22 protein-coding genes and 1 other RNA gene are annotated in these 22470 nt (G+C 61.4%); 15 read left to right on the forward strand and 8 right to left on the reverse strand.

Going from position 1 to position 22470, the window contains the following annotated elements; genetic code table 11:
• Positions 1 to 18: 18 nt before the first annotated feature.
• Positions 19 to 804 (reverse strand): transporter substrate-binding domain-containing protein, encoded by a 786-nt coding sequence (locus QRN33_RS08325; protein WP_042607087.1) that lies wholly within the window; start codon positions 802 to 804, stop codon positions 19 to 21.
• Positions 805 to 1060: 256 nt separating this feature from the next.
• Between QRN33_RS08325 and QRN33_RS08330 the strand changes: the two genes are divergently transcribed.
• The 7 genes from QRN33_RS08330 (at position 1061) to QRN33_RS08360 (ending at position 9202) form a co-directional block, all read left to right on the forward strand.
• A complete protein-coding gene (locus QRN33_RS08330) occupies positions 1061 to 1765 on the forward strand; it encodes a FadR/GntR family transcriptional regulator (RefSeq protein ID WP_285407980.1) in 705 nt (234 codons plus the stop codon).
• A gap of 120 nt (positions 1766 to 1885) precedes the next feature.
• Positions 1886 to 2215 carry a thioredoxin TrxA gene (trxA, locus tag QRN33_RS08335; protein WP_065616337.1) on the forward strand — a complete coding sequence of 110 codons (330 nt, stop codon included), beginning with the start codon at positions 1886 to 1888 and terminating at the stop codon, positions 2213 to 2215.
• A 247-nt stretch (positions 2216 to 2462) separates the two neighbouring features.
• On the forward strand, positions 2463 to 3722 hold the full coding sequence (gene rho, locus QRN33_RS08340) for a transcription termination factor Rho (protein WP_003229334.1): 1260 nt from the start codon (positions 2463 to 2465) through the stop codon (positions 3720 to 3722).
• Between the two features lie 139 nt (positions 3723 to 3861).
• On the forward strand, positions 3862 to 5823 hold the full coding sequence (locus QRN33_RS08345) for an acyltransferase family protein (RefSeq protein ID WP_285407983.1): 1962 nt from the start codon (positions 3862 to 3864) through the stop codon (positions 5821 to 5823).
• A gap of 80 nt (positions 5824 to 5903) precedes the next feature.
• Positions 5904 to 7370: a 4-hydroxy-3-polyprenylbenzoate decarboxylase gene (gene ubiD / locus QRN33_RS08350; protein ID WP_285407985.1), complete on the forward strand. Its 1467-nt coding sequence runs from the start codon at positions 5904 to 5906 to the stop codon at positions 7368 to 7370.
• Positions 7370 to 8338, forward strand: a complete 969-nt coding sequence (locus QRN33_RS08355) for a CDP-6-deoxy-delta-3,4-glucoseen reductase (protein WP_064364680.1) — start codon at positions 7370 to 7372, stop codon at positions 8336 to 8338. Before ubiD ends, QRN33_RS08355 begins: the two co-directional genes overlap by 1 nt.
• Positions 8339 to 8533: 195 nt before the next feature.
• A complete protein-coding gene (locus QRN33_RS08360) occupies positions 8534 to 9202 on the forward strand; it encodes a gamma-glutamylcyclotransferase (protein ID WP_042607082.1) in 669 nt (222 codons plus the stop codon).
• On the opposite strand, the gene glpT is transcribed toward QRN33_RS08360, so the two are convergent.
• A complete protein-coding gene (glpT, locus tag QRN33_RS08365; RefSeq protein WP_039757430.1) occupies positions 9178 to 10527 on the reverse strand; it encodes a glycerol-3-phosphate transporter in 1350 nt (449 codons plus the stop codon). The two genes, QRN33_RS08360 and glpT, sit on opposite strands and share 25 nt — an antisense overlap.
• Before the next feature lie 257 nt (positions 10528 to 10784).
• Positions 10785 to 11762, reverse strand: coding sequence for an NADPH:quinone oxidoreductase family protein (locus tag QRN33_RS08370; protein WP_064364681.1), 978 nt, complete (start codon positions 11760 to 11762; stop codon positions 10785 to 10787).
• A 150-nt stretch (positions 11763 to 11912) separates the two neighbouring features.
• Here QRN33_RS08370 and QRN33_RS08375 point away from each other — a divergent pair, with 150 nt between their 5' ends.
• Complete coding sequence (locus QRN33_RS08375; RefSeq protein WP_039757432.1) at positions 11913 to 12320, forward strand: flagellar basal body-associated protein FliL; 408 nt, start codon at positions 11913 to 11915, stop codon at positions 12318 to 12320.
• 93 nt (positions 12321 to 12413) lie between these two features.
• Here the strand turns inward: QRN33_RS08375 and QRN33_RS08380 are convergent, their stop codons facing one another.
• Positions 12414 to 12863, reverse strand: coding sequence for an EVE domain-containing protein (locus tag QRN33_RS08380; protein ID WP_042607080.1), 450 nt, complete (start codon positions 12861 to 12863; stop codon positions 12414 to 12416).
• Between the two features lie 197 nt (positions 12864 to 13060).
• Between QRN33_RS08380 and QRN33_RS08385 the strand changes: the two genes are divergently transcribed.
• Positions 13061 to 13216, forward strand: coding sequence for a hypothetical protein (locus QRN33_RS08385; RefSeq protein ID WP_007911192.1), 156 nt, complete (start codon positions 13061 to 13063; stop codon positions 13214 to 13216).
• 35 nt (positions 13217 to 13251) lie between these two features.
• On the opposite strand, the gene QRN33_RS08390 is transcribed toward QRN33_RS08385, so the two are convergent.
• From QRN33_RS08390 to QRN33_RS08405, 4 genes are all read right to left on the reverse strand, one after another.
• Complete coding sequence (locus QRN33_RS08390) at positions 13252 to 13857, reverse strand: 5-formyltetrahydrofolate cyclo-ligase (protein WP_065616334.1); 606 nt, start codon at positions 13855 to 13857, stop codon at positions 13252 to 13254.
• Between the two features lie 80 nt (positions 13858 to 13937).
• Positions 13938 to 14116, reverse strand: a non-coding RNA gene (gene ssrS, locus QRN33_RS08395) — 6S RNA.
• Between the two features lie 30 nt (positions 14117 to 14146).
• Complete coding sequence (locus tag QRN33_RS08400; protein WP_042607079.1) at positions 14147 to 14464, reverse strand: cell division protein ZapA; 318 nt, start codon at positions 14462 to 14464, stop codon at positions 14147 to 14149.
• Positions 14461 to 14670, reverse strand: coding sequence for a TIGR02449 family protein (locus QRN33_RS08405; RefSeq protein ID WP_007911197.1), 210 nt, complete (start codon positions 14668 to 14670; stop codon positions 14461 to 14463). The genes QRN33_RS08400 and QRN33_RS08405 overlap by 4 nt, the downstream gene beginning before the upstream one ends.
• A 124-nt stretch (positions 14671 to 14794) precedes the next feature.
• On the opposite strand from QRN33_RS08405, the gene QRN33_RS08410 reads away from it, so the two are divergent.
• From QRN33_RS08410 to QRN33_RS08435, 6 genes are all read left to right on the forward strand, one after another.
• A complete protein-coding gene (locus QRN33_RS08410) occupies positions 14795 to 15355 on the forward strand; it encodes a YecA/YgfB family protein (protein ID WP_285407992.1) in 561 nt (186 codons plus the stop codon).
• 27 nt (positions 15356 to 15382) lie between these two features.
• Positions 15383 to 16717: a Xaa-Pro aminopeptidase gene (pepP, locus tag QRN33_RS08415; RefSeq protein ID WP_065616332.1), complete on the forward strand. Its 1335-nt coding sequence runs from the start codon at positions 15383 to 15385 to the stop codon at positions 16715 to 16717.
• On the forward strand, positions 16714 to 17901 hold the full coding sequence (gene ubiH / locus QRN33_RS08420; protein WP_065616331.1) for a 2-octaprenyl-6-methoxyphenyl hydroxylase: 1188 nt from the start codon (positions 16714 to 16716) through the stop codon (positions 17899 to 17901). Before pepP ends, ubiH begins: the two co-directional genes overlap by 4 nt.
• Positions 17902 to 18010: 109 nt before the next feature.
• Positions 18011 to 19228, forward strand: coding sequence for a 2-octaprenyl-3-methyl-6-methoxy-1,4-benzoquinol hydroxylase (locus QRN33_RS08425; protein WP_201297839.1), 1218 nt, complete (start codon positions 18011 to 18013; stop codon positions 19226 to 19228).
• A gap of 222 nt (positions 19229 to 19450) precedes the next feature.
• Entirely contained in the window at positions 19451 to 20455 is a 1005-nt protein-coding gene (locus tag QRN33_RS08430) for an extracellular solute-binding protein (protein ID WP_123417764.1), read from the forward strand.
• A 244-nt stretch (positions 20456 to 20699) separates the two neighbouring features.
• Positions 20700 to 22319: an ABC transporter permease gene (locus QRN33_RS08435; RefSeq protein ID WP_285407997.1), complete on the forward strand. Its 1620-nt coding sequence runs from the start codon at positions 20700 to 20702 to the stop codon at positions 22317 to 22319.
• Positions 22320 to 22470 lie beyond the last annotated feature (151 nt).

A 22470-nucleotide genomic window follows, 5' to 3' on the forward strand; every position in this document is an offset into this window, starting at 1 on the left:
GGTCTCCCGCGCAGTCGATCAGAGATCGGCCGGCAGCGGCTCTTTCAGCCAGGTCTGCGAGTTCTTTTCCAGCGCGCCGTCAGCCTTGGCGCTGTTGAGGATGTCGTTGACCCGGGCCAGCAGCGCCGCTTCGTTCTTGTTCACGCCGACATAGACCGGCGAATCCTTGAGCTTCACTTTCAGCGCCGGCACGCGCTTGGGGTTCTTCTCGCTGATGGCAACCATCACCACGTTGCCGCTGGCGATCAGATCGACCTGGCCGGCCAGGTAAGCGGCGATGGTCGAGTTGTTGTCTTCGAAGCGCTTGATGGTCACGCCTTCGGGGGCGACTTTGCTCAACTCGATGTCTTCGATGGCGCCCCGGGTGACGCTGATGGTCTTGCCCTTGAGGTCGTCGAGACTGGTGATCGCAGCGTCTGGCGGGCCGAACACAGCGAGGTAGAACGGCGCGTAGGCGCGGGAGAAGTCGATGACCTTCTCGCGCTCGGGGTTTTTGCCGAGGCTGGAAATCACCAGATCGACCTTGCCGGTGGTCAGGAACGGGATGCGGTTGGTGCTGTTGACCGGGGTCAGTTCGAGTTTGACCTTGAGTTGGTCAGCGAGCAGTTTCGCCGTGTCGATATCCAGCCCGCGCGGCTTCATGTCCGGACCGACCGAGCCAAATGGCGGAAAGTCCTGGGGCACGGCGACTTTCAGCGTGCCGCGTTTGACCACGTCGTCCAGACCGTCGGCGTGAGCGGGGGCCTGGCACAGCAGCAGGCCGGCAAACAGGGAAGCGAGGAGGGCGCTGTAACGCTGGGTCATGGACTATCTCCGGATCGGCGGGAAGTGATTTCTGCGATCGGACAGAGCATGGGCCGTGCCAAGAGGCAGATTTCGCCCCGGCAGGCCGCGGCATCAGCGGCTTGGTTCGGTCTTACTGGTCTGAACAGTCAACTCGGTTTTCGCACTGCGATGGCGCATCGGCAGTGCGCGCCGAACCCCGCTGGGGCACGACTTGCCGGAGTCGGCGAATAGCTTTACAACTAGCCGCACCTTGGCCCTGACGCGTCCGCTCATCATGAATTCGATCTCCCGCGCCGTACCCGAAGTGGCGCTGCAAGCGATCCGCAAACTGATCACCGAACAGGGCTTCGGCGCCGGCGACGCGTTGCCTTCGCAACGGGATCTGGCGCTGCAACTGGGCGTCAGTCGGGCGTCGTTGCGTGAAGCGCTGTCGTCGCTCAGTGCACTGGGCGTGGTCAGCATTCAGCCGGGCAAGGGCGTGTTCGTGCAATCGCCGGTCGAGTTGTCGCGTGGCGAAGCGCCGGGCTGGCCATTCGCGGCGCGAGCCTCGCCGCTGGACATCTTTCAGTTGCGCTACGCGCTGGAGGGCTTTGCCGCCGGGCTCGCCGCGACAACCTTGAGCACGTTTGATCTGGATGCGCTGGAAGACAATGTCGCGGCGATGCGCGAGCAATTGCGCGGCGGCGACTTCGAAGCGGCGGCGAAACTCGACTTCGATTTTCACCGGCGCATCCTCCTGGCCAGCGGCAATCAGGCGATGCTGAGCATCCTCACCGCCAGCGCCGAGATCTTCCTCGAGAGCCAGAAACTGCCGTTCATCCGCGCCGAGCGCGCCATGGAAACCTGGCAGGAACATCGCAAGATCCTCCGTGCCCTGGCGCGCCGCGCGTCGGGGGCGGCGCAGAAAGCCATGCAGGAACACGTGCGCAACGCCGCCCTGCGCACCGGAATCGCCTTCATCGCTCCCGCCACGGCGTGACTTGAGCTATACCCAAACTCATCAGGGGCCATAGCAACACTCAATCATCTGCGGCTTCCGGAACAAGGGAAGGGCGGCTATGATGGGCCACGTTTTTTTGCTTACAACCTGGAGAACTCCATGAGCAGCGATCTGATCAAACACGTTAGCGACGCTAGCTTCGATGCTGACGTAATCGAGGCCGAAGGCGCTGTCCTGGTCGACTACTGGGCTGAATGGTGCGGCCCTTGCAAAATGATCGCACCGGTTCTGGACGAGATTGCCGAGACCTACAAAGGCAAGCTGACCGTCGCCAAACTGAACATCGACGAAAACCAGGAAACCCCGGCCAAGTATGGCGTGCGTGGTATCCCGACGCTGATGCTGTTCAAGAACGGCAACGTTGAAGCGACCAAGGTCGGCGCACTGTCGAAGTCGCAACTGGCGGCTTTCCTCGACGCCAACATCTGAGCGTCGCAGTAAAACGCTGAAAAAAAGCCCCGCACTTCGCGGGGCTTTTTGCGTATTCAGGGCTGGACGCTCCGAAACTCAGGTGGTACATTCGGCCCCGCACTGGTTTCTCCAATGCCCCCTGCTAGCCGTCGCCGACGCACTCCTTTTCGAATTAGTTCGCGATCCTGTCGCCTTCTCCGCGGCGCGGCCTCATTAAGCCAAAAGCTTAATTTCCCCCCTCCATAAATGATTACGTCATTCCTATATGAATCTGACTGAACTCAAGCAAAAGCCGATTACCGAACTGCTCGAATTGGCCGAACAGATGGGCATAGAAAATATGGCCCGTTCGCGCAAGCAGGACGTGATTTTCTCCCTGCTGAAAAAGCACGCGAAAAGCGGCGAGGAAATCTCCGGTGATGGCGTGCTGGAGATTCTCCAGGACGGCTTCGGCTTCCTGCGCTCCGCAGACGCTTCCTACCTCGCCGGCCCTGACGACATCTACGTCTCGCCGAGCCAGATCCGCCGCTTCAACTTGCGCACCGGTGACACCATCGTTGGCAAGATCCGCCCTCCGAAGGAAGGCGAGCGGTATTTCGCCCTGCTCAAGGTCGACACGATCAACTTCGATCGTCCGGAGAACGCGAAAAACAAGATTCTCTTCGAGAACCTGACCCCGCTGTTCCCGACCGTGCGCATGAAGATGGAAGCCGGCAACGGTTCCACCGAAGACCTGACCGGCCGCGTGATCGACCTGTGTGCGCCGATCGGCAAAGGCCAGCGTGGTCTGATCGTTGCGCCGCCGAAGGCCGGTAAAACGATCATGCTGCAGAACATCGCAGCGAACATCGCCCGCAACAACCCTGAAGTTCACCTGATCGTGCTGTTGATCGACGAGCGTCCGGAAGAAGTGACCGAAATGCAGCGCACCGTGCGCGGCGAAGTGGTTGCCTCGACTTTCGACGAGCCGCCGACCCGTCACGTCCAGGTAGCTGAAATGGTGATCGAGAAGGCCAAGCGCCTGGTCGAACACAAGAAAGACGTGGTGATCCTGCTCGACTCCATCACCCGTCTGGCCCGTGCCTACAACACCGTGATCCCGAGCTCCGGCAAGGTCCTGACCGGTGGTGTCGATGCCCACGCCCTGGAGAAGCCGAAACGTTTCTTCGGTGCCGCGCGCAACATCGAAGAAGGCGGCTCGCTGACCATTATCGCCACCGCGCTGGTTGAAACCGGCTCGAAGATGGACGAAGTGATCTACGAAGAGTTCAAGGGTACCGGCAACATGGAACTGCCTCTGGATCGCAAGATTGCCGAGAAGCGTGTCTTCCCGGCCATCAACATCAACCGTTCCGGCACCCGCCGCGAAGAGTTGCTGACTGCCGACGACGAACTGCAGCGCATGTGGATTCTGCGCAAGCTGCTGCACCCGATGGACGAAGTTGCCGCCATCGAGTTCCTGGTCGACAAGCTGAAGACGACCAAGACCAACGACGAGTTCTTCTTGTCGATGAAGCGCAAGTAATATTCTGCGCTGTTAAAAAAGGCGTCCCGCGAGGGGCGCTTTTTTTTGCCCGCGATTATTTGTATCTGGATTGAAGTTTGCGCGGCTGCTAACGTCGCGCCTTCAAGGGATTCTGTATCCAGAACAGGTAAGGTTTTTCATGCACACGTTTGGCAATCGCCGTGATATCGACGGTTTACGCGCGCTCGCGGTTCTTCCCGTCGTGCTGTTTCATTTCGGATTCAATACGTTCAGCGGCGGCTTTGTCGGCGTGGATGTTTTCTTCGTCATCTCCGGGTTTCTGATCACCTCGATCCTGTTTCGCGAAATCAGCGCCCAGCGCTTCAGCTTTCTCGACTTCTGGGGCCGTCGCGCTCGACGCATTCTGCCGGCGCTGACGCTGGTCGTAGTGGTGACTCTGGCGCTGGGCTGGTTGCTGCTGACCGCCAAGGATCTGTCCGATCTGGGACGAACGATTCGCTATCAGTCGCTGTTCATTTCCAACATCCTGTTTATGCGCGAGGACGGCTACTTCGCCCCGGCCTCCGATCTCAAACCCTTGCTGCATACCTGGTCGCTGGCCGTGGAGGAGCAGTACTACATCTTCTTCCCGCTGATGATGGTGCTGCTGATGCGCTATGTCCGGCATTGGCGCTGGGTGCTGTTCGCCGTGCTGCTGGTGTCGTTCGGGCTGAACATCGTCTACATCGAGCGTCGCCCGGAATTCGCCTTCTTCTCCCTGCCGACCCGCGCCTGGGAATTGCTCTGCGGCGCCATGCTCGCAGTGTTGCCGGCAGCAAAACACGCGCCGCGGCTTTGGTTTCGGCAGATCGTCGGCCTGGCCGGACTGGCGGCGGTGCTATTGGCAATCTTCACATTCGACAAAACTACCGTGTTCCCGGGCTGGGCAGCGCTGCTGCCGGTGCTCGGTACCAGCGCATTGATCTGGTCGGGCGCTCGCGGCCCGACCCTGGCTGGCCAGGTGTTGAGCCTGCGGCCAATGGTGTGGATCGGTCTGTTGTCCTACTCGCTATACCTGTGGCACTGGCCGATCTACGTGTATGCCAATGCCATCTCGATCGACGGCATCCAGCCGCTTGAAGCGCTTGGCTGGATCGCGCTGGCGGTCGCACTGGCCTGGCTGAGTCTGCGCTTTGTCGAGCTGCCGTTTCGCGAAAAACGCGTGTTCGTCAGCCGAAACTCGGTGTTGGTCGGTGGCCTGGTGTCGATTGCCGTCCTGGCGGTGGTCGGTTCGGCCATCCGTTCGGCGGACGGCGTGCCCGAGCGCCTGAGCGGCAAAGCGCTGGAATATGCCCAGTCCCAGGAGTGGAACGCCGGGCAGATGCAATGCATGCACATGAGCAAGGACAAAACCCTGGACAAGGCGTGTCGCGTGGGCGGCGATCAGAAAATTGCGCCGACGAAAATGTTCTGGGGTGACAGCCACACCGCCGCGCTGCTGCCCGCCATCGAAGGCAATAGCCAGCGTGACGGTCAGTCGGTCTGGCTGTACAGCCTCACGGGATGCCCACCGATCATCGACGACGCCCTGCGCGCGCAATGCAAGCAGTTCAACCAGCGCAACATGCAGCTGGTCCGCGAGCTGGGTATCAAGGACGTGGTGCTGGCGGCGAACTGGAGTCTGTATGTCTACGGCCGTGAGGACGGTGACGGCGACAAGCAGTTCCTCCTCGACCCTTCGCGCAATGTCGCGCAATCGGAAAAGCGCATGGCAGCGGCAATCAAGGCTCAGGTCAGCGAATTGCGTGAGGCGGGCGTGCAGGTCTGGTTGTTCAAGGAGGTGCCACTGCAGCACAAGAGTTACATCAGCCGCTTGACCAGTCTGGCGCGTATTGGCCGCTCGGCCGAAGGATTGGGCCGCCCGCTCGCCGAGCATCTGGCTCGCCAGCAGTTTTTCACCGAGCTGTTCGGCTCGATGAATGCCGCGGATGCCGGGGTGCACGTCATCGATCCGACGCCGTTGATGTGCAAGGACGGCTTGTGCATGATCGATGTCGACGGCCATTCGCAGTACAAGGATGCCGACCATCTTTCCGACGCCGGCAGCGCCAGACTCAGCCCGTTGTTTGCGCCGATGCTGCTGGGTGCTAGCCACAATTGAGCGATGCCGGGCACTGACGGGCTGCTGTTTGCCCGTCAGAGCAGGTAGGATGTACGCCTATTTTGAGGGTGCCATCGTCAATGAAATTCAAGGATCTTCGGGATTTCGTGCAGCAGCTTGAGCAGCGCGGAGAGTTGAAACGCATCCGGATTCCCGTCTCGCCGGTGCTGGAGATGACTGAGGTGTGCGACCGCACGTTGCGGGCCAAAGGCCCGGCGCTGCTGTTCGAAAAACCCACCGGTTACGATATCCCGGTGCTCGGCAACCTGTTCGGCACCCCCGAGCGCGTGGCCATGGGCATGGGCGCCGAGTCGGTCAGCGAACTGCGCGAAATCGGCAAGCTGCTGGCCTTCCTCAAGGAACCGGAGCCGCCGAAGGGCTTGAAGGACGCATGGTCGAAACTGCCGATCTTCCGCAAGATCATTTCCATGGCGCCGAAAGTCGTCAAAGACGCGGTGTGTCAGGAAGTGGTCATCGAAGGCGACGACGTCGATCTGGCAATGCTGCCGGTGCAGACCTGCTGGCCCGGCGACGTTGGCCCGCTGATCACCTGGGGCCTGACGGTCACCAAAGGCCCGAACAAGGAACGTCAGAACCTCGGCATCTACCGTCAGCAAGTGATCGCTCGCAACAAGGTGATCATGCGCTGGCTCAGCCATCGTGGCGGTGCTCTCGACTTCCGCGAGTGGTGCGAGAAGCATCCGGGGCAGCCGTTCCCGGTGTCGGTGGCCCTTGGCGCTGATCCGGCGACTATCCTTGGCGCTGTAACCCCGGTGCCGGACAGCCTTTCCGAATACGCTTTCGCCGGTCTCTTGCGCGGTAACCGCACCGAGCTGGTCAAGTGCCGTGGCAACGACCTGCAAGTGCCGGCCACCGCCGAAATCATCCTTGAAGGCGTGATTCATCCGGGCGAAATGGCCGACGAAGGCCCGTATGGCGACCACACCGGTTACTACAACGAAGTCGACAGCTTCCCGGTGTTCACCGTCGAGCGCATCACCCACCGGATCAAACCGATCTATCACAGCACTTACACCGGCCGTCCGCCGGATGAGCCGGCGATTCTCGGCGTGGCGCTGAATGAAGTGTTCGTGCCGATCCTGCAGAAGCAATTCCCGGAGATCACCGACTTCTACCTGCCGCCGGAAGGCTGCTCGTACCGCATGGCCGTGGTGACGATGAAGAAGTCGTATCCGGGGCATGCCAAGCGCGTGATGCTCGGCGTCTGGTCGTTTTTGCGACAGTTCATGTACACCAAGTTCGTTATCGTCACTGACGACGATATCAACGCCCGCGACTGGAACGACGTGATCTGGGCCATCACCACGCGCATGGACCCCAAGCGCGATACGGTGATGATCGATAACACGCCGATCGACTACCTCGACTTCGCCTCGCCGATTTCCGGCCTGGGCTCGAAAATGGGCCTGGATGCCACCCACAAGTGGCCGGGCGAAACCACCCGCGAGTGGGGCCGCGTGATCGTCAAGGACGACGCCGTCACCCAACGGATCGATGCCATCTGGAATCAGTTAGGAATAGATTGATGCGTGTAACCCTGCAGCCTTCCGGAGCGGTCCTCGAGATACAACCCGGTGAGCGGATTCTCGACGGCGCGCGGCGCCTGGGCTATGACTGCCCGCAAAGCTGCCGCAACGGCAATTGCCACGTGTGCGCAGCGCTGCTGGTCGAAGGCCGCGTCGAGCAGGCCGGCAAAGTCCACGACCACGGCGAGTTCTACACCTGCATTGCCGAACCGCTGGAAGACTGCGTGCTGTTGTGGGATGGCGTGCTCGCATTGGGTGAGCTGCCGGTGCGCAGCCTGTCATGTCAGGTCATCGAGTGCCGCGAGGTGGGCGGCGATACCTGGCGCGTGCGTCTGCGTGCACCGGCGGGCAAGCCACCGCGTTATCACGCCGGGCAGTATTTGATGATCGAGCGTGAGAGCGGCGAGAAATCGGCGTTCTCCATGGCTTCGGCACCCCACGGCGGGCGTGATCTGGAAATCCACGTGCTGGCGCGCGAAGCCAGTGCGCTGAGCCTGATCGAACAGCTGCAACGCAACCCGATGGTGCGTGTCGAGCTGCCGTTTGGCGACACACATCTTGCGGAGCTGCCCGAAGGCCCGTTGGTGCTGATCGCCGCTGGTACCGGCATGGGCCAGATTCACAGCCTGATCGAGCATTGCCGCGCCGAAGGTTTCAAGCATCCGGTGCATCTGTACTGGGGCGTGCGCCGCCCGGAAGATTTCTATCAGATCGAGCACTGGGACGAATGGCTGAAGCTGCCCAACCTGTTTCTGCACAAGGTCGTCAGCGACCAGTGCGGCTGGGAAGGGCGCTGCGGCATGTTGCACGAGGCGGTTTGCGAGGATTTCCCTGACCTGAAGCCGCTGCACGTCTATGCCAGCGGTTCGCCGGCAATGGTCTACGGCACGCTGGATGCGCTGGTCGAGGCGGGAATGGATGCGCATCAGATGCGCGCCGACGTGTTCGCCTATGCCCCGCGCGGCTGATACTTATAACTGGGTATATAGCCGATCGGTATTTATGTAATTGCACAAATACCGCTAGGTTATATATCAATCAGGTAATTAATCACCGCCAGTGTCATGGCACTTAATTTGCCTCGAAACATATGTGCCTTATTGTTACAGCGGTGCGTTCTATTAAGTAATTCTTCACCCGCGGGGAGCTGAACGCTATTCGCCATGAGCGCCATTGAAAACGCAATTCTGAATCTGGCTTACCCTCCGCGGCTCGATCTTGGGCCGCAGCTGACGCACGAACAACTTCTCGCTTCCATGCAATCGACCATGGCGCGCCACAAGGGCGGGCCGGTGTGGCTGTTCGCCTATGGCTCGCTGATCTGGCGTCCGGAATGCACGGCCGTTGAGCGTATGCGCGGTCGCGTGCATGGTTACCATCGCGGCTTGTACCTGTGGTCGCATGAGCACCGTGGTACGCCGGAGATGCCCGGTCTGGTGTTCGGTCTGGATCGTGGCGGTTCCTGCAGCGGTTTTGCCTACCGCTTACCGGAAGACAATCTCGATACCGCGCTGTACGCGCTGTGGAAACGCGAGATGCCGTTTCCCTCGTATCGTCCGCACTGGCTCAATTGCCGGCTCGAAGATGGCACTCAGGTGCAGGCCTTGGGATTCGTGCTGGAGCGTCACCTGCCGAGCTATGCCGGCAACTTGCCGGATCATGTGCTCAGCCAGGTGTTCGCCAGCGCCAGCGGACGTTACGGCACCACTCGCGATTATGTCGAGCAGACCGTGCACGCCCTGCGCAGCCACGCCATGCCAGACCGCAATCTGGAAGCGCGGCTCAAGCGCTGTAAATCACACAGCGATCAGGCGACCGCTTCGCGGCTCTGACTGGCGACCTGCTTGTGCCATAGCGTTGGCGCGAGGAAGGCCATCGCCAGCAGGCAAGCGCCGACCAGCAGGACGAAACCGCCGTCCCAGCCGAAATGGTCAACGGTATAGCCCATCGCCGCACTGGCCGCGACCGAACCACCCAGATAACCGAACAGACCGGTGAATCCCGCTGCGGTGCCGGCGGCCTTCTTCGGCGCCAGTTCCAGTGCCTGCAGGCCGATCAGCATGACCGGGCCGTAGATCAGGAAGCCGATCGACAACAGGGCGATCATGTCGACCATCGGGTTGCCGGCCGGATTCAGCCAGTACACCAGCGTCGCCACGGTCACCAGCGCCATGAACACCATGCCGGTCAGGCCACGGTTGCCACGGAAGATCTTGTCCGACATCCAGCCGCACAGTAGCGTCCCCGGAATGCCCGCCCACTCGTAGAAGAAGTAGGCCCACGAGGTTTTATCCACGGTGAAACCCTTGGCTTCCTTGAGGTAGGTCGGCGCCCAGTCCAGCACGCCGTAGCGAAGCAGGTAGACGAAAACGTTGGCCATGGCGATGTACCAGAGCATTTTGTTGCGCAGCACGTATTTGACGAAGATTTCCTTGGCGCTGAATTCGTCTTCGTGGCTGGCGTCGTAGCCTTCCGGATAATCGTTCTTGTACTGCTCGATCGGCGGCAGGCCGACCGATTGCGGGGTGTCGCGCATGGTGATGAACGCAAACACCGCAACGCCCAGCGCGACCGCTGCCGGGACGTAGAACGCCGCGTGCCAGTCGTTGAACAGGCCCATGCCGATCAGGAACAGCGGGCCGATCAGACCGCCGCCGACGTTATGCGCCACGTTCCACACCGACACCACGCCGCCGCGTTCCTTCTGCGACCACCAGTGCACCATGGTCCGTCCGCTCGGCGGCCAGCCCATGCCCTGCGCCCAGCCGTTGATGAACAGGAGGATGAACATCATCGTCACGCTGGATGTTGCCCACGGCGCGAAACCGAAAATGAACATCACCCCGGCCGAGACCAGCAGACCGAACGGCAGGAAGAAACGCGGGTTGGAACGGTCGGACACCAGGCCCATGAGGAACTTCGACAGACCGTAGGCAATGGCGATCGCCGACATCGCCAGGCCGAGGTCGCCACGGCTGTAGCCTTCGTCGATCAGGTACGGCATGGCCAGGGAGAAGTTCTTGCGCAGCAGGTAGTAACCGGCGTAGCCGATAAAGATACCGGCGAAAATCTGCCAGCGCAGGCGTCGGTAGGTGCTGTCTATTTTTTCTTCAGGCAAAGGAGCCTGATGTGCGGCAGGACGAAAGAAAGCAAACATTCAAGAGCTCCAGTTTTCTTGTTTTGACTGCGGATGCGAATGTTACAGTTTCGTTACCGAAAATAGCATTGCTTCACGTCGGCAAAACAGCGGAAATTTGCGCAGTTGAGCGTTCCTTTATGAACATGTCGCTCTGAGATAACTATGCGGCGCAGAGGGAATGGTGGCTCGGGTGGCTTTCTGCGGCTTAACGTATTGAAGAGGCGGATCTCAATATTGAAGCGATCCGGGTTGCGGGCCCGGATCGCGCCGCAGTCTTAACGAACCTGAACGACAACCTTGCCCACAGCCTTGCGCTGGCCAAGATCATCGATCGCTTGCGCCGCATTGCTCAGCGGATACACCTGCGACACCAGCGGTTTGAGTTTGCCCTCGGCAAACCAGCCGAACAGTTGCGCAAAGTTCGCTGCATTGTCCTGGGGCTGGCGTTGGGCGAAGGAACCCCAGAACACGCCGAGCACCGCCGCGCCTTTGAGCAGGGCGAGGTTCACCGGCAGTTCCGGGATGCGTCCGCTGGCGAAGCCGACGACCAGCAGGCGGCCGTTCCAGGCGATGGCGCGGATGGCCTGGTCGAACAGGTCGCCGCCGACCGGGTCGTAAATCACGTCGGCGCCCTGGCCGTCGGTGAGGCGTTTGATTTCGTCCTTCAGATTGCTTTCGCTGTAGTTGATCAACTCGTCAGCCCCGGCAGCCTTGGCCACCGCGAGTTTCTCGGCGCTGCTGGCGGCGGCGATCACCCGGGCGCCCATGGCTTTGCCGATCTCCACCGCGGCGAGGCCCACACCACCGGATGCCCCGAGAACCAGCAGGGTTTCGCCCGCTTGCAGGTTGGCGCGCTGCTTGAGCGCGTGCATGGAGGTGCCGTAGGTCATGCTGAACGCAGCGGCAATGTTGAAGTCCATCGACGGCGGAATCGGCAGGACGTTGTAGCCCGGCACCGCAACCTGCTCGGCAAAACTGCCCCAGCCGGTCAGCGCCATGACCCGGTCGCCGACTTTCAGGTGACTGACCTTTTCCCCGACTTCGCGCACCACCCCGGCCGCTTCACCGCCCGGCGAGAACGGGAAGGGCGGTTTGAACTGGTATTTGCCCTCGATGATCAGCGTGTCCGGGAAATTGACCCCGGCGGCGTGCACGTCCAGCAGGATTTCGTTCTTCTTGGCGACAGGACTGGCGACGTCTTCCAGCACCAGCGATTCGGCAGGGCCGAAGGCTTTGCACAGCACGGCTTTCATCAGGGCTATTCCTTTGGGAGTGATGGCCGATAAGTGTAGGTGTGTGAATCAACGGGTCAACGAGCATGCCCGACCCTGATAGTCAGCCATAAGCTTGTGCTTGCGCGGCGGGTCGCTATGCTAGGCCGCAAACCGGATAAGGAGCGAATTGTGAAAGCGTGGATCATGTTGTTGCTGGCCCTGTCTCTGCCTGTGGCAGCACTGGCCGAAGAAGCCAAAGAAGGCGAGGCGCCGAAGGTCAATTACATCACCCTGAGCCCGCCGTTCGTCGGCAATTACGGCCTCGATGGCACCGCCAAGCTCAAGGTCTACAAGGCCGACGTGGCCCTGCGCGTCACTGGCGAAGAGGCGACCAAACTGGTCAAGGCCAACGAGCCGCTGATCCGCAATCAACTGGTGGCGCTGTTCACTCAGCAGACCACCGAGGCGATGGGCAGCATCGAGGGCAAGGAAAAGCTGCGTCAGGAAGCGTTGAAGCAGACCCAGCAGGTCATGAATGACGAGACCGGCAAGCCAGTGGTTGAGGATCTGTTGTTCAACAACCTGATCATCCAGTAAGACATAAAATCAAAAGATCGCAGCCTTCGGCAGCTCCTACCCTGGAATACGTTTCCCTGTAGGAGCTGCCGAAGGCTGCGATCTTTTTGCGCGTTAACGCAACGCAATCACCGCGGCCCACTGCTCCGCCGTCACCGGCATCACCGACAACCGCGAGCCCTTCTGCACCAACGGCATCTCGGCCAGCGCCGTCTGCTGCTTCAGATAATCCAGCTTCAACACCCGCGCAAACGTCTCGACATGCTCGACATCGATCGCGCTCCAGGCATTTTTCTCCGGCGTAGCTTTCGGATCGAAGTAGTGACTGTCGGGCTCAAGTGCCGTCGGATCGGGGTACGCCGCTTCGATTATCTTGCCGATTCCGGCAATCCCCGGCTCCGGACAGCTGGAATGATAGAAAAAGAACTCGTCACCCACCGCCATCGCCCGCAGGAAATTGCGCGCCTGATAATTGCGAACGCCGTCCCAGCGCGCCTTGCCGAGCTTTTCCAGACCCTTGATCGAGAGTTCGTCGGGCTCCGATTTCATCAGCCAGTAGGCCATGTCATTTGCTCCTGAAGCGGTCATTGGGCAGGTTGTCGGGCAATTTTATGACAAACCGACAGTCGGTTGACGTCAGCGTTTGCGCACAGGTTCACGTTGCCGCAAAATGCCGGCCTTTAAAGCTTGACGCTGCTGCACGGCCTACGAACGGAAACCGCTGCTGTCATCGTGATGATGTGCCTTGAGGGGGGCAATCGATGAAACGCAAACCGGATTTGCTATGGACTTTGGTAATTTTGTTTGGCCTGGGCGTGGTAACCACCGGTTACGCGCAGAGCCTGTGGGCCAACAAGGCCGACGCGCCGATTGAAGTGGCGCAACAGGTGCAACAGTCGACCGCTTTCAAACGCTGAACCTGTCTCTTCGACGCCGCTGTTCTGTGCGGCGTCTACTCTGCGAAATACCATGCCTTGTCGGTGACCGTGCCTTGTAACGGGACATCCCAGCTCGCCTGCGCCAAACGCTCGACCTTCTGACATTCATGGGCCAGGCCCAGCAGCGTCGGCTTGCGCCAGTTCTTGCGCCGGGCCAGATAGGCGAGGCTGCGATCATAAAATCCGCCGCCCATGCCCAGGCGCCCGCCGACATCGTCAAACCCGACCAACGGCAACAGCACCAGATCCAGCGCCCAGACCTTGCGTTGTCGAGCCAGATTGGCCCGGGGCTCAAGGATGCGGAAACGATTGGGAGTGAGCTTTTCGCCGGGACGAATACGCTGGAAAACCATCTTCGTTCGTGGCCAGGCGCTGAGTACCGGCAGATAAGTTGCCTTGCCGCGACGCTGGGCTTCACGCAGCAACAGGCGCGGATCGATCTCACCGTCGGTGGGCAAATACAGAGAGATATGTTTCGCCCGGCGAAAATGCGGGTCTTGGGCCAATTGCCGGAACAGACCCTTGGCAGCCTGACGTTGTTCGCCCGACGTCAGTGCGCGGCGCGCCTTGCGCAGCAGGCGGCGGAGTTGCGGGCGGGGCAGCAGGGCGGGTTCGGTCATGGTTCGGCTTCGGCAGGTGGATGCAAAAACGTACGCATAAAAAATCCGATGTCGGCATGTACCGACATCGGATTCGAATCAGGCTCCCCGGATGAACCGCTGTCAACTCAGCCCTTGAACCCGAAAGTTCAAGGTGGAAGAAGCAGTAGACTTTAAGGCTTTCCGTCTAGCGGACATGCACACCAGCCCAACGTGCAACTTCCAGGGTAGTGCGAATCGGCTCCGGGACATCGTCAACTGGCAAGCACCCCAGGGAGTGGGGCGAGTATACCTCAAGCTGCCAGTCGAATCAGCCCTTGGCGGTACTCTGATCGTCGGCGAGGACCAGATCGACACGATCGAGCAAGTCGCGCACCTGTTCGCGGGTCGAACCGCTGGCCTGGATATCCGGGCGCTCTTCTTTGTGCAACAGGTCGTGGGTGATGTTCAGCGCGGCCATCACGGCAATGCGATCGGCACCGATGACTTTGCCGCTGCTGCGGATCTCGCGCATCTTGCCGTCCAGGTAGCGGGCGGCACTGACCAGATTGCTGCGTTCTTCCGGCGGGCAGATGATCGAATACTCTTTGTCGAGGATCTGCACGGTAACGCTATTGCTTGAACTCATGAGTCTTGCTCCAGGGCCTTGAGGCGCGAAATCATCGATTCGACCTTACGCCGGGCGATTTCGTTTTTTTCAATGAGGTGAGCGCGTTCCTCGCGCCAGGTTTTTTCCTGAGCTAGTAAGAGTGCGTTTTGACTCTTAAGTTGCTCGACTCGGCCAATCAGCAGTTCGAGTCTGGCCATCAGCGCTTGCAGGTCGGTGTCTTCCATTGGGTCCACGTGTTCGTCTGATGGGGGTGACTGGCGGACAGCCTTTAATGGTCTTGGCGGGGCTGTCGATGTAGGATACAAGGCCTTCATTCTAGACATAGCGCCGTCTGGCGCCTAGCTGCCCATGACCATTGCGAATTCCCCGTACCAAGCCTTTGCCACCCTGCTGACTGCCAGCGGCCACAACGTCTCGCCTGCCGAACTGCACGGCGTGCTGCTCGGGCGCAGTTGCGCCGGGGCCGGCTTCGATCATGAAGGCTGGCTGATCGACGCCGCCGAACTGCTCGAAGGCGATATCCAGGACAACGTCCGCAACGCCCTGATCGGCCTGCAGGAGATGGTCAGGGGCGAGCTGACCGGCGACGATGTCACCGTCGTTCTGCTGCTGCCGACCGACGATGCACCGCTGGCCGACCGCGCCGCTGCTCTGGGCGAATGGTGCCAGGGCTTCCTCAGCGGTTTCGGCCTGAACTGCCGCGACAGCAGCATGCTCAGCACGGAAGCCAACGAAGTGCTGCAGGATCTGGCGGCGATTTCCCAGGTCCAGGATGCGCTGGAAGAATCCGAAGACGGCGAAACCGACTACATGGAAGTCATGGAGTACCTGCGCGTCGCGCCGCTGCTGCTGTTCTCGGAAACCAGGAAAGCCGACGTGCCGCCAGCCGCCAAGCCGTCGCTGCATTAATCGCGTGCCAGGGAAAGCCATCTGCCCATGACCCATATCCCCAAAGCGGAATACAGCCGTCGCCGCAAGGCCCTGATGGCGCAGATGGAACCCAACAGCATCGCGATCCTGCCCGCCGCCGCGGTCGCTATTCGCAACCGGGACGTCGAGCACGTCTACCGTCAGGACAGCGACTTCCAGTACCTCAGCGGTTTTCCCGAGCCGCAAGCCGTCATCGTGCTGATGCCCGGGCGCGAGCATGGCGAGTACATCCTGTTCTGCCGTGAACGCAACGCCGAGCGCGAATTGTGGGATGGCTTGCGCGCCGGGCAAGAAGGCGCGATCAGCGAATACGGCGCCGATGATGCGTTTCCGATTACCGACATCGACGACATCCTCCCGGGCCTGATCGAAGGCCGCGACCGGGTCTATTCGGCGATGGGCAGCAACCCGGAATTCGATCGGCACCTGATGGAGTGGATCAACGTGATCCGCTCCAAGGCGCACCTTGGTGCGCAGCCGCCGAATGAATTCGTTGCCCTGGATCATCTGCTGCACGACATGCGCCTGTATAAATCGGCGGCAGAAGTGAAGGTGATGCGCGAGGCTGCGCGGATCTCGGCGCAGGCGCATATCCGCGCGATGCAGGCCAGCCGTCCAGGACTGTATGAATACAGCCTCGAAGCCGAACTGGATTACGAATTCCGCAAGGGCGGAGCGAAGATGCCGGCCTACGGCTCGATCGTCGCCGCCGGACGCAACAGCTGCATCCTGCATTACCAGCAGAATGACGCGCTGCTCAAGGACGGTGATCTGGTGTTGATCGACGCCGGTTGCGAGATCGACTGCTACGCCAGCGACATCACCCGCACCTGGCCGGTCAACGGCAAGTTTTCGCCCGAGCAGAAAGCGATCTACGAATTGGTGCTGGCTTCCCAGGAAGCAGCATTCGCTGAAATCGCCCCGAACAAGCACTGGAACCAGGCGCACGAAGCCACGGTGCGGGTGATCACCACAGGTCTGGTCAAGCTGGGTTTGTTGCAGGGCGAAGTTGACGAGTTGATCGCCAGCGAAGCCTACAAGGCTTTTTATATGCACCGCGCCGGCCACTGGCTGGGCATGGATGTGCATGATGTTGGCGAATACAAGGTCGGCGGCGAATGGCGCGTGCTGGAAGTCGGCATGGCGCTGACCGTGGAACCGGGCATCTACATCGCCCCGGACAATCAGAGCGTGCCGAAGAAATGGCGCGGCATTGGCGTGCGCATCGAGGACGACGTGGTCGTAACGCGATCCGGTTGTGAAATTCTCACCAGCGGTGTGCCAAAAACCGTCGCCGAGATCGAAGCGCTGATGGCACAGGCAAGGACACACGCAGCATGAGTCGAGTCAATCTGGCAATTATCGGTGGCGGTCTGGTCGGCGCCAGTCTGGCGTTGGCCTTGCAGGCCGGAGCCAAGGCGCAAGGCTGGAAAATCGTCCTGATCGAACCGTTCGCTCCCGGCGACAGCTGGCAGCCGAGCTACGACGCACGCTCTTCGGCGCTGTCCTTCGGCTCGCGGCAGATTTACCAGCGCCTCGGCGTCTGGCAGGAAATCTCCCGCCGCGCCGAGCCGATCAAACAGATTCACGTCTCCGACCGGGGCCGTTTCTCCACCGCGCGTTTGTCGGCGATGGAAGAGGGCGTACCCGCGCTCGGTTACGTGGTGGAAAACGCCTGGCTCGGCCAGTGCCTGTGGCAGCACCTCGACAAAGACGTGATCACTTGGCGCTGCCCGGCGGAAGTCACGCGCATGGAGCCGTTGGCCGATGGCTATCGCCTGACCCTGAACGATGAAACCACCCTGGAATGCGACCTCGCGGTGCTCGCCGATGGCGGCCGCTCCGGGTTGCGCGAACAGCTGGGCATCAACGTGCGTAAGCGCCCGTACAACCAGAGCGCGCTGATCGCCAACATCACCCCGAGTGAAGCGCACAACGGCATGGCCTTCGAGCGCTTTACCGACGAAGGGCCGATGGCGCTGCTGCCGCTGCCGGACAACCGCTGCGCGCTGGTCTGGACCCGACTGGGCATGGATGCGCAGCGCCTGACCGAGTTGAGCGAGCGCGAATTTCTCAGCGAGCTGCAAGGCGTGTTCGGTTACCGCCTCGGCACCTTGAAACAGGTCGGCGCGCGGCATCTGTATCCGCTGTCACTGATCGAGGCTGAAGAACAGGTGCGTTCGCACCTGGCTGTGCTCGGTAACGCCGCGCACAGCCTGCATCCGATCGCCGGCCAGGGCTTCAACCTGTCGCTGCGTGACGCCGACGCCCTGGCGACTGCGCTGCTGGCCAGTGACAAGCCGCTGGGCGACTTCGCCACGTTGCAGGCCTACCGCGAGCGGCAGCGCCTCGATCAGGACCTGACCGTGGGCTTCTCCGATCAGGTCACGCGGTTGTTCGGCAGCACCCAGCCGCTGGTGTCGCTGGGGCGCAACCTCGGCCTGCTCGGGCTCGATCTGCTGCCGCCGGCGAAACGCTGGTTCGCCCGTCAGGCGATGGGCTTGGGAACCCGTCCGGATGCTTGAGTGGCTGCCCGGCACTTTCATTTTCAGGATCGCGCCGCCCACTGGCGCGCTCGGTAAAACCCATTACGTGCGGCGCAAGCCGCAAGCGAGACAGGCCTAAAGCATGGAAATGCGCGCAGATCTGCTGATTGTCGGAGCCGGAATGGTCGGCAGCGCCTTGGCGCTGGCGCTACAGGACAGCGGCCTGGAAGTGCTGCTGCTCGATGGCAGCCCGTTGAGCGTAAAGCCGTTCGATGCCGAAGCGGCGTTTGAACCGCGGGTCAGTGCGTTGTCGGCGGCGAGCCAGCGCATCCTCGAACGCCTCGGCGTGTGGGATGGCATCGCCCAACGGCGCAGCAGTCCGTACACCGACATGCACGTCTGGGACGGCAGCGGCACCGGGCAGATTCATTTCTCGGCGAGCAGCGTGCATGCCGATGTGCTCGGCCACATCGTTGAAAACCGCGTGGTCCAGGACGCCCTGCTCGAACGTTTGCACAGCTGCGATCTGGGCCTGCTCGCCAACGCGCGGCTGGAGCAGATGCGTCGCTCCGGCGATGACTGGCTGCTGACCCTGGCTGACGGCCGCACCCTGCGCGCGCCGCTGGTGATCGCGGCGGATGGCGCCAATTCTGCAGTGCGCCGTCTCACCGGCGTGGCCACTCGCGAGTGGGATTACCTGCATCACGCCATCGTCACCAGCGTGCGCTGCAGCCAGCCGCACCGCAAAACCGCGTGGCAGCGCTTTACCGATCACGGGCCGTTGGCGTTTCTGCCGCTGGAGCGCGATGGCCAGCAGGACTGGTGCTCGATCGTCTGGTCGACCACGCCAAGTGAAGCCGAGCGCTTGATGGCTCTGGACGACGCTGGGTTTTGCGCCGAACTGGAGCGAGCCTTTGAGGGACGCCTCGGTGAAGTGATCAGCGCCGATCCGCGTCTGTGCGTGCCGCTGCGTCAGCGCCATGCCAAGCGCTACGTCGCGGAAGGCCTGGCCTTGATCGGTGACGCGGCACATACCATTCACCCATTGGCGGGGCAGGGCGTGAATCTCGGTTTCCTCGATGCAGCGGTACTGGCGCAAGTGTTGCTGCAAGCGCATGAGCGCGGCGAGCGATTGGCGGACGTGAAAGTGCTGAGCCGCTACGAGCGTCGGCGCATGCCGCATAACCTGGCGCTGATGGCGGCGATGGAAGGCTTTGAGCGCTTGTTCCAGGCCGATCCGCTGCCGCTGCGCTGGCTGCGCAATACCGGGTTGAAACTGGTCGAGCAGATGCCCGAGGCCAAGGCGTTGTTTGTGCGCGAGGCGCTGGGGTTGACGGGTGATCTCCCCACCCTGGCAAAGCCCTGAAATCTGTTCAAGGCTGATGGCCTCATCGCGAGCAGGCTCGCTCCCACAGTTGAAATGCATTCCAATTGTAGGAGTGAGCCTGCTCGCGATGGCGCCAGGCGATTCAACCACAGCATTCCGACTGTGCAACATCTGGTAACGCCTTCCCCCAGTGTTCGATTGTGGTGGTAAATGTGAGTCCTTATCATTTGGCCCACATTTTCCGACCGAGAGACCACTCCCATGTTGGCACCCAAGCGTCTTCTGACCGCACTGGCCCTGACCCTGATCGGCAGCACCACTGCCCAGGCTGCCGATGAGGTGGTGGTCTACTCGTCGCGTATCGATGAGCTGATCAAACCGGTATTCGATGCCTACACCGCCAAGACCGGGGTGAAGATCAAGTTCATCACCGACAAGGAAGCGCCGCTGATGCAGCGCATCAAGGCCGAAGGTGAAAACGCCACCGCCGACCTGCTGCTCACTGTCGATGCCGGCAACCTCTGGCAGGCCGAGCAGATGGGCATTCTGCAGCCGTTCACCTCGAAAACCATCGACACCAATATTCCGCCGCAATATCGCTCCTCCACTCACGCCTGGACCGGCCTGAGCCTGCGCGCGCGGACCATCGCCTATTCCACCGAGCGGGTGAAACCGGGCGAACTGACCACCTACGAAGCGCTGGCCGACAAGAACTGGGAAGGTCGCCTGTGCCTGCGCACGGCGAAGAAGGTCTACAACCAGTCGCTGACCGCGACCATGATCGAAGTCCACGGCGCCGAGAAGACCGAGAAAATCCTCAAGGGCTGGGTCAACAACCTGTCCACCGACGTGTTCTCCGATGACGTTGCAGTGCTGGAGGCGATCAACGCCGGGCAGTGCGACGTCGGCATCGTCAACACTTATTACTACGGTCGCCTGCACAAGCAGAAGCCGGAATTGCCGGTGAAGCTGTTCTGGCCGAATCAGGCTGATCGCGGTGTGCATGTGAATCTTTCGGGCATCGGCCTGACCAAACACGCGCCGCACCCGGAAGCGGCCAAGGCTTTGGTTGAATGGATGACCACGCCTGAGGCGCAGAAGATTTTCGCTGACGTGAACCAGGAGTTCCCGGCCAACCCGGCGGTGGCGCCCTCGGAAGAAGTCGCGGCGTGGGGCAAGTTCGTGGCCGATACCTTGCCGGTCGAGGTCGCGGGCAAACGCCAGGCCGAAGCGATCCGGATGATGGATCGGGCGGGGTGGAATTGAGTCTGTTCCGATAACACCGTTTACTTTAGATCGCTGCCCTCACCCCAGCCCTCTCCCGGAGGGAGAGGGAGCCGATTTGTGTTGGATTCGAACCTGAGTTCGGCTTGCTACCTCAGATCGGCATAATACGTACAAGCGACGCGGTCAGTCCCCTCTCCCTCCGGGAGAGGGCCAGGGTGAGGGCAGCACTCTCAACCTGGAATACGCAATCCAAGACCACGCCAATACCTCCAGAGACCCAAAAGTGGCCCACCCCGCCCAACGCCGCTGGTACCCCATCGTCTTCGCCATCGCTGCGCTGGTGCTGTTGCCGCTGAGCGTGTTGCTGCTGTCGTGGCAGACCATCGATCAGCAGATCTGGTCGCACCTGTGGCAAACCCAGATGCCGCGTCTGCTCGGCAATACCGTGACGCTGATCCTCGGCGTCGGTGTCGGCGTGACGCTGCTCGGCGTCAGCCTGGCCTGGCTGACCAGTCTTTGCGAATTTCCCGGTCGGCGCTGGCTCGACTGGGCGCTGATGCTGCCCTTTGCCATTCCGGCGTATGTGCTGGCGTTCGTTTTCGTCGGCCTGCTGGATTTCGCCGGCCCCGTGCAGTCCCTGTTGCGCGAATGGTTCGGCACGGGCCTGCGCCTGCCCCGGGTGCGATCCACCGGCGGGGTGATTGTGGTGCTGGTGCTGGTGTTTTATCCCTACGTTTACCTGCTGGCGCGCACCGCGTTTCTGGCCCAGGGCAAAGGCCTGATGGAGGCGGCGCGGGTGCTCGGGCAATCGCCGTGGCAGGCGTTCTGGCGGGTCGCGTTGCCGATGGCGCGTCCGGCGATCGGCGCGGGCGTGGCGCTGGCGCTGATGGAAACCCTGGCCGATTTCGGCGCGGTATCGGTGTTCAATTTCGACACCTTCACCACCGCCATCTACAAAACCTGGTACGGCTTCTTCAGCCTGCCCAGCGCCGCGCAACTGGCCAGTCTGTTGCTGCTGGTGGTGATGCTGGTGCTGTACGGCGAACGCCGGGCACGCGGGGCGAACCGGGCCAGCAATGAACGGCCACGGGTCAAAGCCCTGTACCACCTACACGGGCTCAAAGCGTTCGCGGCGACGGGCTGGTGTGCATTGGTGTTCGCCTGCGCCTTCGTCATTCCGGTGCTGCAACTGATCGTGTGGTTCTGGCAGCGCGGGCGCTTCGATCTGGACGAGCGCTACGCCGGGCTGATCCTGCACACGCTGTATCTGGGCGCGATGGCGGCGCTGATTACCGTCAGCGTTGCGTTGTTGCTGGCGTTCGCCCTGCGTCTGGCGCCGACCCCAACGATAAACTCCGGCGTCGGCCTGGCCAATCTCGGCTACGCGTTGCCCGGTTCGGTGCTGGCGGTGTCGATCATGCTCGCTTTCAGTTATCTGGATCGTGAACTGGTGATTCCGCTCTCCGCGTGGCTCGGCGGTGCCGGCAAACCACTGTTGCTCGGCAGCCTCGCCGCTTTGCTCATGGCTTATCTGGTGCGTTTTATCGCCGTCGCTTACGGGCCGCTGGAAAGCAGTCTGGCGCGTATACGGCCATCTTTGCCCGAAGCAGCACGTAGCCTGGGTGTCAGTGGGCCGCGACTGTTTTTCAAAGTGTATCTGCCGCTGTTGCTGCCCGGCACGCTAAGCGCCGCGTTGCTGGTGTTCGTCGATGTGCTCAAGGAAATGCCCGCGACCCTGCTTATGCGCCCGTTTGGCTGGGACACGCTGGCGGTGCGCATCTTTGAAATGACCAGCGAAGGCGAATGGGCGCGCGCCTCATTGCCGGCATTGACCCTGGTGCTGGTCGGGCTATTGCCAGTGATCGGATTGATTCGACGCTCAGCGCACCGAAACACTTGGTAGTGAGTCCTACATCATGCGGCTACAATGCGCGGCATTCGGTGCGGTTCGTCTGACAGACCCGTGCGCTGGAATCGGCTGCAAGCCTTATTTATCAAGGCTTTCAGCCGTATAGCGGCGGTCCGCACCCTCGCCACGCCCGGAAGGAGAAACC

Source organism: Pseudomonas sp. FR229a (assembly GCF_030209115.1).
In the GTDB taxonomy this organism is placed as follows: Bacteria; Pseudomonadota; Gammaproteobacteria; order Pseudomonadales; family Pseudomonadaceae; genus Aquipseudomonas; species Aquipseudomonas moraviensis_A.